The following is an 11,293-nucleotide window of genomic DNA, read 5'->3' on the forward strand; positions in this document are numbered from 1 at the left end:
GCAGCCTACAAAACAAAAAACAAATCTCAAAACCAAAGAACCGTGGGGCGCACGGTCTTAAAGCTCAGTTAATGTCCTCATAGAGGAGTCACTGAGAAGCCCACACTCACCTGAAAGGGAGTGTGTGGAGTACGTCACCATTCTGACTCGATTAAGAGGATGTTTGAAAAGTTTCCGGCGATTAGAAATCGCTACTGCACAAACAAAGTCCACCTGCGTGGACTAACGAAAAATCAAGGCTTTTGAACCCACGAAGGTGGGTTTCGTCTGTGTAGCTGCGACTTCTAGTCGCCCTTGCAAGTAATAAATTAGACTTTTCAAACACCCTCTAAGGAAATTATACAACCACCTAATTCAACTTAGCAAGTAATTGACGAATTACATCTCTATCTCTAGCATCAGGAACTTTAATTAAATAAATTTGTAAATCTTCCGCCGCTTGAGAAAAATGCCCTAGTTGATAATACAATAAACCCCTATCTCTTAATTCAAAACTTGCTTCTGGAAACAACAGTAAAATCCGTTCTACGGTTCTTAAACTCCTTTCTAGATCCTGCTTTTGCAGATAAATATATTTTAAATTAGTCAACATTCGCGTTAAAAATTGCCGATTACTCACAACCGCTAAAAATTCAGGCCTGAGCGTCACCTCTTGCTGATAAATTTGTGAAAGTCTTTCTTGACAGTCTTGGGCAAACATCACCTCACCACCATTAAAGGCATCCACAAAAATCCCTATATCTTCCACATCTGGACGAATCAAAAAATGTCCCGGCATTCCTACCCCAACCATCGGAAAATCAATCCGTTTGGCTACCTCCATATAAACCAGTGCCAAAGTAATCGGAATACCCGTTTTCCGTTCAATGACATCATTTAAAAAACTATTGCGGGGGTCATAATAATCAAGTTTATTACCATCAAATCCTAATTCTTCGTATAAATACTGATTAATACTTTGAATAACCCGTAGAGGATAGCGAAAAGAAGGCAACCTTTCTTCTAATTCCATCGCCATTGTATCAAAAGCATTTAAATATTCTTCAGTATCAATATCTGGATATTCTTCCTGGGCAATATATAAAGCTGCCTTTGCGAGATTGATATCCTCGTCAGGTTGTTGAATCTCTTGGTAAAAATACTGTCGTGCTGACGAGAAGTTCATAAGCAATCAGGATGAAGCGATTAGAGAAAAGTACAGAGTTTTTTGTGTCTACCCTTATTTTAGATGATTCAATAGATTTATGGAACATAGTTCGGAGCTATCCATTCTAAAACCTTTTAACTGACTATTAAACACAAACAGGAGCAAAAACTTGAATAAAGCTGGGTTTCCTAAAAAACCACACAATTCCTACCCTCTCTCTGGTGATGATATACCAGTAGCTTTACGCGATACAAATGATGCCGGATCTAAGATCAAAGTCCAACCTGTGGTTTTAATTATAGGTGGATTAACAGGATTTTTGCTGCTGGCTGTGACTAGTGGTTTTTTGTTCTCGTTGACGACACCTAAGCCAACTGCTAATTCTCTAGCTACACCAATTAGTTCTACACCTGTAGCTACCAATACCCCAGTTAGTGATAATGATACGGTGTTGGGGCATTTTCCGTACTCAGAAGCACCAGCATCAGAATTATCGCCAATTACGGACGACGGCAGAATCAGAATGAGAAAAGCTGCCGCTGTCAAATTTCAAGCAATGGTACAAGCAGCTAGAAGTGCGGGTGTAATTTTAGTACCAATTTCTGGCTTTCGGTCTGTGGAAGAGCAAAAACAGTTGTTTTTTGGTGTAAGCGCACAGCGTAATCAAACTCCAGCAGAACGAGCAGCCCTCAGCGCGCCACCAAATCATAGTGAACATCATACAGGTTATGCGGTAGATATTGGCGATCGCACGGTCCGAGCCACTAATCTCCAAGCCAATTTTGATAATACCAAAGCTTATCAGTGGTTACAAGCCAATGCGGCGAAGTTTAGTTTTGAACTTTCCTTTCCGAAAAATAATCTTCAAGGTGTCAGTTATGAACCTTGGCATTGGCGTTTCGTCGGTGATACTGATAGTTTAGAAACATTTTATAAAGCCAAAAATATCCAACCTGTAAAAACACCATAATCATATTTCAACGCCAACCTACTTAATATTAATTAGATAACCATATCCTGTTTGACATTAATCAACAAAATCGGTGCAGTTTCCCCACACCGATTTACATAATTTAACTCTAGTTTTCCGTGCCATATTCCTTACGCTAAGGCAGAAGCTTGGGGTTTGGCGAAAATCATTCTGCCGGCGGAGGTTTGTAAGGCGCTGGTAACTACTACTCGTAATTCACCACCCACATAACCCCTACCTTCTTCCACTACTACCATTGTGCCATCATCTAAATAGCCAATGCCTTGAGTTGGTTCTTTTCCTTCTTTGAGAATTTTCAAATCCAGATTATCACCAGGTAAATAATTCGGACGGACGGCATTTACTAAATCATTAACATTCAAAACTGGAACTTTTTGGACACTGGCGACTTTAGATAAATTGTAATCATTGGTAAGTAATGTGCCATTGATTTCTTGAGCAAAACGGACTAATTTAGCATCAACGGTGGGAGTATCTTCGTAGTCTACAGGGTTAATTAAAATGCGTTCCGGGTAAGTTTCCCGAATGCGGTTGAGAATTTCTAATCCTCTTCTTCCCCTGACCCGTTTTTGATCCTTACTCGCATCAGCTACTTGTTGCAATTCCTGTAAAACAAATTGGGGGACAAGAATTAAACCCTCCAGAAATCCCGTTTCTAGTAGTGTTTCAATACGACCATCTATAATACAGCTAGTATCTAAAACTTTGGTGTTGGCAGGTTTGAGAGTTCCTTCCACTACCATGCTTTCGACAGTATTGGGGTTAATTAATCTTAACAAACCTCCTCCATGAGTATCTGCTAAATTCATCCCGGTGACAGAGAGGATAATACTGCCAACAACGGCGACAAGAGGTTTGATAAAACCAAAATCTGGGGGAATGGGTAATAAAAATAGCGGGGCTAACATCAGATTGGCGAGTAGTAGCCCAATTACTAAGCCAATGGCACGGGTTAAGATGACTTCTAGGGGCATTTCCCGGACTTGTGATTCTAGACGACGGTATGTAGTCTGGAAACTTAAGCCCACTGCACCACCAATAATGGCAGCAAACACGGCTAGAATTAAGCGTAAGGCATCTAAATTGGTAACTCCAGTGAGAGTACCTGGGGGGAGGAGGTCGGTGCTGAAATAACCTATCCCCGCCGCTGCCAAGATAAATGAGAGAATAATAATGACATCCAGCATGGTTGTGTTGTGTTCCTACAACGATATTTATTCGATAGAGTAAAGTATGCTTGTTTGAGTCCACCCGAGTTCGACATAAGAGGATGTTTGGAAAACTGCCCCAAATATGAGTCTCAAAACCTTATGATCTCGTTGAAAAAATCATAACTCTGTTCGCGTAGCGTCTCCGAAGGAGAAACCCCTAACACCGAACTCAGGTGAGTCCTTTGTTGTGATGGAATGATCTTAGCTGCTCAGGCAGACAGAATATGCCAACATTATAACCAAAGGGTTTTTACTGCATATTATTTTTATTTTTAGGGAAAAAGGATAAAAAGTTGTAAACTAACTCCTCATTTTCATTATTTTTAACAGTCAGATTAAATTAACTTCACTATTTTTCAACATGAGTCAAAAAGATGTTGGTTGGGGGATGCCCGGTTCTGCTTATGTGCATATTCCCTTTTGTCGGCGACGGTGTTTTTATTGCGATTTTCCGGTATTTGTAGTGGGCGATCGCTCACGGGGTGAAAATTCTGGGACAATTGGCGAATATGTTGAAGTTTTATGTCAAGAAATCAGAATTGCACCAACTTATGGTCAACCTTTAGAAACAATTTTTTTTGGTGGTGGGACTCCTTCGTTATTATCAACAGCACAGTTGCAATCTATATTGACAACCTTAGAACAGCGATTTGGCATGGCCTCCGGGGTAGAAATCTCTATGGAAGTTGACCCAGGGACCTTTGATTTCGCACATATTGCTGGTTATCGCAGCTTAGGAGTAAATCGCGTCAGTTTGGGTGTCCAAGCCTTCCAAGAAGAATTGTTAAAAACTGCTGGGCGATCGCATTCCCTTGTAGATATATTTACAGCTATAGAGTTAATTCACAAGGTGGAGATTCCCGAATTTAGCTTAGACTTGATTTCTGGCTTACCGCACCAGTCCTTAGCGCAATGGCAAGATTCCTTAACCCAAGCAGTAGCAGCTACACCAACTCACATTTCCATCTATGACCTGACTATTGAACCAGGAACAGCCTTCAATCGTTATTACAAACCGGGAGATCATCCTTTACCCACAGATGAAACCACAGTCAAAATGTATCAACTGGGGCAAAAAACCTTAACTGATGCTGGGTACGAACATTACGAAATTTCCAACTATGCCCAACCAGGACATCAATGCCAGCATAATCGAGTTTATTGGCAAAATCGTCCCTATTATGGCTTTGGCATGGGTGCAGCCAGTTATATTCAAGGTAAACGCTTCACCCGTCCCCGCAAAACCCAGGAATATTACCAATGGTTAAAAACCGGTGCTGTGATTGATTGTGAAGTCACACCAAAGGCAGATGTTTTGTTAGAAACTCTCATGTTAGGGTTACGGTTAGCCGAAGGAATCAGTTTAAATTCCCTAGCGGTAAATTTTGGCAATCATCAAGTAGAGAAAATTCAAAGCTGTTTGCAACCATACTTTGCCCAAGGTTGGGTGAAGACTGTTGGGGATAGGTTGCGTTTTAGCGATCCCGATGGTTTTATATTTTCTAACGTGATGTTAGCGAAGTTGTTTGAAAGGTTGGGAGAATGATGATTTTACCTCACGCAGAGGCGCAGAGGCGCAGAGAGTAAAAATTTGAGACTTTTCAATTTAGCAAAGCCGATTATTGCATCATATCATCATTTGCAGATTCACCGGGATAAAAGTTTAAGTTAATTATATCTTCCCATAAATATAGACATTGAGGAGGGAAAGTTAATAAAGGTAAATTGGTTTCTCCTGATGCTAAATCCCTCGCATTTTCATAAGCTTCCTGAAGTGCTACTTCTAGAGAAGACTGCAAACTAGGATTTTCATTCAGTAATTTTATAATATCCCGGCGTTGAATCCGAATGGTTGCTAACCAACTGCGACTACGTTTTGATGATTGATATTCCCACTTTAATAAATGTCCAATTAAAACACTCAAACGATTTCTTAATTCTTGGCGTTCCTTTCTCCCCAAAGATTCAACTTCCTCAATTAAATTAACTAAATCAACTTGATTCCATTGCTGATAACGTAATAAATTAGCCTGTTGTTGAGTCCAGGCGTAAAAATCAGTTTCATAAAGATGATCATTCAGGTTTACAGCGGATTCTTTCGCCTTTTGTGTCTGCATAATTAAAACCTAGTAACCTTGAATTAATTATAATCGAACTTGCTTCTTTAATGGCTGCAACTGAGTCAGAACTATTTCCATTTACAGTATGGACTTTTTTCAACAGTACCATCGGGCATAATGGTATCCCAAATCAAATTGAAATGTCCAGTGATGAGCATACCGATAGCCCCTTTGAATTTAGCGTCAATCAAAACAGCATATTCACAATAGCCTATGGTAGCACCGCTATCGCCCATCATTTAAGCCATCAAGAATTTTAAAAAATGATTTATCATAAAAAGATAGCTTTTCAAATGAAACCTAATGAGTCAAGTCCTCACCCTAGAACTTAGCGATGCCGACTATGCTGAACTCAGACATCGCGCTGAATTAGCAGGTACAACCATCACTGAATGGGCGATCGCCTCCCTAAAAGAACATAAACATCCCATCAAACCAAAACTACGCAATGAAATAGAAAAAGCATCTGCCCGCCAACGATTTCGCCGTCATGCTGGAATAATATCTCTTGGATATGCAACAGGTGCAGACAATGAAAGCATTGACACTGACCTCGCCAAAGCATACGCCAATGAACTTGGAGAAATTGCATAGTGATATTTCTGGATACATCAGGCTTACTGTGTTACATCCATAACGGCGAGCCACAACATCTTAGCGCCATCAAAGCTTTCGATGCAGCAAATACCTTCTTAACCCATAGCTATGTTCTATCCGAATTTGTCGCACTAGCTCAAGTTCGGAATTTACCACGAATTGAATCTCTGAATTTCATAACTGATTTACTGGATAATCCCGATATTGAGACAATATGGGTTGATGAAGAACTGCATCAAGAATCCGTCAATCTCCTGATGAATCGCATGGATAAATCATACTCGTTGTGCGATGCTGTCAGTTTCGTTTTGATGCGCCGCAGAAATGTAATGGAATCTCTAACTACAGATCGTCATTTTGAGCAGGAAGGTTTTGTAAGATTGCTGACCTCTTAGTAATAACCCAAATTCATTCTAACTCCTTTCTTCCTTTGCGCCTTTGCTCCTTAGCGTCTTTGCGCGAAATCAAAACCCTAAAAAGTCACCACACTCCGAATAGACTCCCCCCTGTGCATCAAATCAAAAGCATCATTAATCCTTTCAATCGGCATTACATGAGTAATTAAATCATCAATATTAATCTTCCCATCCATATACCAATCTACTATTTTCGGCACATCTGTCCGCCCTCTAGCACCACCAAAGGCTGAACCTTTCCAAACCCTGCCAGTTACTAATTGAAAGGGACGAGTGCTGATTTCTTTACCCGCACCAGCAACACCAATAATCACACTCACACCCCAACCTTTATGACAACATTCCAAAGCTTGACGCATGATATTGACATTACCAATACATTCAAATGAATAGTCAGCACCACCGTTTGTTAAATCTACCAAATAAGGAACTAAATCACCTGCAACTTCTTGGGGATTCACAAAATGGGTCATTCCAAATTTTTCCGCTAATTCGCGTTTATTGGGATTAATATCTACACCAATAATTTTATTTGCGCCTACCATTCGCGCCCCTTGAATCACATTTAAACCAATTCCACCCAAACCAAAAACTACTACATTTGCGCCCGGTTCTACTTTAGCTGTATATATAACTGCACCAATTCCTGTTGTGACACCACAACCGATATAACAAACTTTATCGAAAGGTGCATCTTCCCGAATTTTGGCTACGGCAATTTCTGGCAATACCGTATAATTAGCGAAAGTGGATGTACCCATATAATGATGAATCCTGTCGCCACCGATACTAAAACGGCTAGTACCATCGGGCATTAACCCCCGTCCTTGTGTACCACGAATTGCTTGACAGAGATTGGTTTTGAAGCTTAAACAATAATCACATTGCCGACATTCAGGGGTGTATAAAGGAATTACATGATCTCCTGGTTTAAGACTTTTGACATCAACCCCTACTTCGACAACTATACCAGCGCCTTCATGTCCTAAAATCGCCGGAAATAAACCTTCAGGATCATCACCGGAAAGGGTAAAAGCATCAGTATGACAAACCCCACTGGCTTTAATTTCAATTAATACTTCCCCTGCTTGTGGTGGTGCTAATTGTACGGTTTCGATTGCGAGGGGTTTACCTGGGGTGTACGCTACTGCGGCTTTGACTTCCATTTGATTCTCCTTGGGGAATTTACGTAATTTTATCTCACGCAGAGGCGCAGAGTCCCTACAGAGGAGAATTTTTAATTACTTGTCAAATTATTTCCTGTGTAGTACATTAGTACCTATCACATGAGAAACCCCCCACCTTCACAAGTGGGGCTTTATTAACTATCAGAGTTTGTTAAAATCGCATTCACTGGTTTAAATTAGTTAAAGGCAGTGGCTGTTTTGGCAACTATAATAAATTTTGTCTGAGCTGCAACCATTTTTTAATTTATCCACTTTTGCGATTAATTCAGTCTGTAACAAACATGATAAAACCTGCCCTTACGAAAATTGGCGCTCAAATGTCCAACTTAACTGGCGTAAGAGCGATTATGAAAGATATTAACGAAACCCTCAGAGCTAGTAAGGGACAGGAATTATATAATTTGAGTGCTGGCAATCCGTTGATTTTACCAGAGGTAGAACAGTTATGGCGCGATTGTACGGCGGATTTATTAGCTAGTTCTGAATACGGTGAAGTTGTTTGTCGTTATGGTTCAAGTCAAGGTTATTCACCATTAATTGAGGTTATTGTCAAGGATTTTAACCAGCGTTATGGGTTAAGTTTAACTGAGCGGAACATTTTAATTACTGCGGGTAGTCAAACTATCTATTTTTACGCCGCTAACGCTTTTGGTGGCTATACTAGCGATGGCAGTTTGAAAGAAATTGTCCTGCCTTTAAGTCCAGATTATACTGGTTATGGTGGTGTTTGTTTGTTTCCAGAGGCTTTGGTTGCTTATAAGCCTACTCTGGATATTGACGCAGACGCACATAGATTTAAATATCGTCCTGATTTTAATCAACTTGCGATTACTGAAAATACGGGTTGTGTGATTTTTTCCCGTCCTTGTAATCCAACTGGTAATGTTTTAACTAATGATGAGGTGAATAAGATCACCGCTTTAGCTGCACCTTATGATGTGCCTGTGCTGATTGACTCTGCTTATGCACCCCCTTTCCCGGCTTTGAATTTTACGGAAATGACTCCGGTATTTGGGGAAAATATTCTCCACTGTATGAGTTTATCAAAGGCGGGATTGCCTGGGGAACGGATTGGGGTAGCGATTGGGGATGAAAATCTGATTCAGGTTTTGGAATGTTTCCAAACTAATGTGGGGATTCATTCTTCTCGATATGGTCAAGCGATCGCTGCCCGCGCGATAGAATCAGGGACATTAGCCCATATCGCGGAAAATGTGATTCGTCCTTTCTATCAGCAAAAGTTTGATGTGTTGGAAAGTACATTGGAAGCAGCAATGCCGAAAAATTTACCTTGGTTCTTACATCGTGGTGAAGGAGCGATTTTTGGTTGGTTGTGGTTGCAAGATTTACCGATGACTGATTGGGAATTTTACCAGGAATTAAAGAAGGTGGGTGTGATTGTTGTTCCTGGTAGTAGTTTCTTCCCTGGTTTGAAGGAGGAATGGAAACACAAACATCAATGTCTGCGAATTAGTTTAACTGGTAGTGATGAGGAAATTACTATCGGTATGCAGCGTTTAGCGAAAGTTGCTGAACAGGTTTATGAAGTTGCGGCTGTAAGTGTGTAAGAGAAATGAACCACGAAGACGCAAAGAACACAAAGAAGAATCTAGGGGCGGGGTCTCCTAGGCCCCAGTCCCCAGTCCCCAGTCCCCAATCCCCAATCCCCAGCCTTGATGATTGGTTGGAAATTGGCAAAGTTGTTGCACCACAAGGTTTAAGTGGGGAGTTGCGGGTTTATCCGAATACTGATTTTCCTGAACGCTTTGAAGAACCGGGAAACCGGTGGTTGTTGCGTCCAGGGGAAACGGAACTGGAAGTGGTGGAGTTGTTACATGGAAGGTATCTTGAGAATAAGAATCTCTATGTGATTAAATTGAAGGGAGTGAGCGATCGCCATCAAGCTGAAAATATGCGTGATTGTCGGTTTTTTGTGCCGGTGAGCGATCGCCCAGAATTGGCAGAAGGTGAATTTCATGTGTTAGATTTGCTAGGGTTGCAAGTCTTTATGCAATCCTCTGGGGAATTTGTGGGAACGGTGGTGGATATATTACCTTCAGGTCATGATTTATTAGAGGTTAAATTTGATCCTGATTTTGTCACCAACCATGAAGAATTTAAAACTGATAAAGAACAAAAAACAGTTTTAATTCCTTTTGTGATGGAAATTGTTCCTGTTGTTGATTTAGCAACCCGTCGAGTTGAAATTACTCCTCCCCCCGGTTTATTGTCAGTTAATGATTAAAAACATCTCATGAAACCTGTAAGTTTCCTTGATAGTGTTTTGGGACAGTCACGGTAGCACTGTCCCTACAAAAAATTCCCATTTTACAGATTATTAAATCGGTGTTCTAGCCTATAAATCATCATCAGATTCATCAGGATTAATACCTAATTGACGTAACTTTTCTGCTAATTTTTCGGCTTTTCTTTTCGCTTCAGTTGCTTCTTGTTCAGCTATAATAGCTCGTCTTGTCGCAGCAGCAGCTTCTTCAACCGCAGCAGTAGCTTCTTCAATCGCAGTAATAGCTTCTTCACTCGGTTCAGGAATTAATTCTCCTTCGAGAGTAAACCACCTTAACCACAATTTAGAAATACCTCGAAATGAACCTTGCCATAATCCTAAACTTAACTCTAATTCAGGCATTAGTAATCGCCCTGTAGTCAAATTCATTGGTTCATAATGACCACCAACTAAATGAAATGCGCGGAGTTCATTGGTATAGCGACTAAAAACAATATAGTAGGGAATTCGCAAAATACTTTCATAAACTTCCCATTTTGTAGGAGGTTTACCTTGAGCAGTTTTTGTGTTTCCTAAATCTTCATCTTCTGTACCAGGAGATAATAATTCTACTACCACAAAAGGATTTGCTGGTTCTTGCCAAGTAACATAACTTAAACGCAAATCTTGACCATGATATAATCTTGATCCGCCAACGACACCAAACCAATCTGGACGTTTATACCATAAAGGATGCTGAAGATCATAATAAAGATTCATATCAGCAGCACTAAAAATGAGTTCTGGACTCCAATTTAGAGGTTGAAAGGTCAGATATAAAAGTAAAGGTTGTAAAAAATGAAATTCGTCTGGCAAACCTTTTTCCTCTGGGTTTTCACTAGGTAAATCATACATTGTCGGCAGATTTTCCCAAGGGGGAAGGGGAGGATCTGATTGAGAAATCAACGGAGGGGAGAAAGTCATATAGCAGAAGTCAGGAGGTAGGGGCGCAGGACCTGCGCCCATTCAGGATTAGGAGTCAGGAGTTAAGAGTCTCTTGCCATAAGGCTTTTACTGTAGATTCTGTATCTCATTCAAGTGCATACCGCTATAAATAAATTAAATAAATTTTGCTTTTCTCAGTCTTAGTTTAACAAATATTATGGTCTACCAACGACCAAATCCCCGACTTCTTTGAGAAATGGGGGATATATGTTGTTGACACTCCCCGGTCTAAAGACACGGGGATTCTTAAGATCTCACAATCTTAATATCTTGTTTGCACAAGTTCCCAGACTCAGTACGTTTGCACAAAAGTGCGTCCTGATACCGCCAGTTGCTCTACTTGGGGAAACCCCAAGACCGCACTGGCTCATCTTCTGGGCGTTTAGCTGTTAAAC

12 protein-coding genes are annotated in these 11,293 nt (G+C 40.6%); 7 read left to right on the plus strand and 5 right to left on the minus strand.

The features are described 5' to 3' along the window. Positions 1 to 349: 349 nt before the first annotated feature. Positions 350 to 1,165, minus strand: a complete 816-nt coding sequence (locus tag PN471_RS05375; RefSeq protein ID WP_193897079.1) for a SirB1 family protein — start codon at positions 1,163 to 1,165, stop codon at positions 350 to 352. A 151-nt stretch (positions 1,166 to 1,316) separates the two neighbouring features. On the opposite strand from PN471_RS05375, the gene PN471_RS05380 reads away from it, so the two are divergent. Next, complete coding sequence (locus PN471_RS05380; RefSeq protein WP_271775968.1) at positions 1,317 to 2,117, plus strand: M15 family metallopeptidase; 801 nt, start codon at positions 1,317 to 1,319, stop codon at positions 2,115 to 2,117. A 131-nt stretch (positions 2,118 to 2,248) separates the two neighbouring features. On the opposite strand, the gene PN471_RS05385 is transcribed toward PN471_RS05380, so the two are convergent. Beyond that, positions 2,249 to 3,325, minus strand: a complete 1,077-nt coding sequence (locus PN471_RS05385) for a PIN/TRAM domain-containing protein (RefSeq protein WP_193897083.1) — start codon at positions 3,323 to 3,325, stop codon at positions 2,249 to 2,251. Between the two features lie 385 nt (positions 3,326 to 3,710). Between PN471_RS05385 and hemW the strand changes: the two genes are divergently transcribed. Beyond that, the gene (hemW, locus tag PN471_RS05390; RefSeq protein WP_271775969.1) at positions 3,711 to 4,895 is read left to right on the plus strand and encodes a radical SAM family heme chaperone HemW; all 1,185 of its coding nucleotides are present in this window, start codon (positions 3,711 to 3,713) and stop codon (positions 4,893 to 4,895) included. Between the two features lie 73 nt (positions 4,896 to 4,968). Here hemW and PN471_RS05395 read toward each other — a convergent pair whose 3' ends face one another. Continuing rightward, positions 4,969 to 5,466, minus strand: a complete 498-nt coding sequence (locus tag PN471_RS05395; protein WP_271775970.1) for a DUF29 domain-containing protein — start codon at positions 5,464 to 5,466, stop codon at positions 4,969 to 4,971. A 50-nt stretch (positions 5,467 to 5,516) separates the two neighbouring features. Here PN471_RS05395 and PN471_RS05400 point away from each other — a divergent pair, with 50 nt between their 5' ends. The 3 genes from PN471_RS05400 to PN471_RS05410 are packed head-to-tail and all read left to right on the plus strand — an operon-like array spanning position 5,517 to position 6,461. Further along, a complete protein-coding gene (locus PN471_RS05400; RefSeq protein ID WP_193897089.1) occupies positions 5,517 to 5,729 on the plus strand; it encodes a hypothetical protein in 213 nt (70 codons plus the stop codon). Between the two features lie 43 nt (positions 5,730 to 5,772). Next, positions 5,773 to 6,063 carry a hypothetical protein gene (locus PN471_RS05405; RefSeq protein ID WP_193897091.1) on the plus strand — a complete coding sequence of 97 codons (291 nt, stop codon included), beginning with the start codon at positions 5,773 to 5,775 and terminating at the stop codon, positions 6,061 to 6,063. Further along, positions 6,063 to 6,461, plus strand: coding sequence for a type II toxin-antitoxin system VapC family toxin (locus PN471_RS05410; protein ID WP_193897093.1), 399 nt, complete (start codon positions 6,063 to 6,065; stop codon positions 6,459 to 6,461). Before PN471_RS05405 ends, PN471_RS05410 begins: the two co-directional genes overlap by 1 nt. Before the next feature lie 77 nt (positions 6,462 to 6,538). Here PN471_RS05410 and PN471_RS05415 read toward each other — a convergent pair whose 3' ends face one another. Then, the gene (locus tag PN471_RS05415; RefSeq protein WP_271775971.1) at positions 6,539 to 7,648 is read right to left on the minus strand and encodes an S-(hydroxymethyl)glutathione dehydrogenase/class III alcohol dehydrogenase; all 1,110 of its coding nucleotides are present in this window, start codon (positions 7,646 to 7,648) and stop codon (positions 6,539 to 6,541) included. A 305-nt stretch (positions 7,649 to 7,953) separates the two neighbouring features. Between PN471_RS05415 and PN471_RS05420 the strand changes: the two genes are divergently transcribed. Next, on the plus strand, positions 7,954 to 9,237 hold the full coding sequence (locus PN471_RS05420; RefSeq protein ID WP_271775974.1) for a valine--pyruvate transaminase: 1,284 nt from the start codon (positions 7,954 to 7,956) through the stop codon (positions 9,235 to 9,237). Positions 9,238 to 9,242: 5 nt separating this feature from the next. Then, positions 9,243 to 9,914 carry a ribosome maturation factor RimM gene (rimM, locus tag PN471_RS05425; protein ID WP_271775972.1) on the plus strand — a complete coding sequence of 224 codons (672 nt, stop codon included), beginning with the start codon at positions 9,243 to 9,245 and terminating at the stop codon, positions 9,912 to 9,914. A gap of 111 nt (positions 9,915 to 10,025) precedes the next feature. On the opposite strand, the gene PN471_RS05430 is transcribed toward rimM, so the two are convergent. Then, positions 10,026 to 10,877, minus strand: coding sequence for a Uma2 family endonuclease (locus tag PN471_RS05430; protein WP_271775973.1), 852 nt, complete (start codon positions 10,875 to 10,877; stop codon positions 10,026 to 10,028). Positions 10,878 to 11,293 lie beyond the last annotated feature (416 nt).

Source organism: Aphanizomenon sp. CS-733/32 (assembly GCF_028330045.1).
Lineage (GTDB): Bacteria > Cyanobacteriota > Cyanobacteriia > Cyanobacteriales > Nostocaceae > Dolichospermum > Dolichospermum gracile.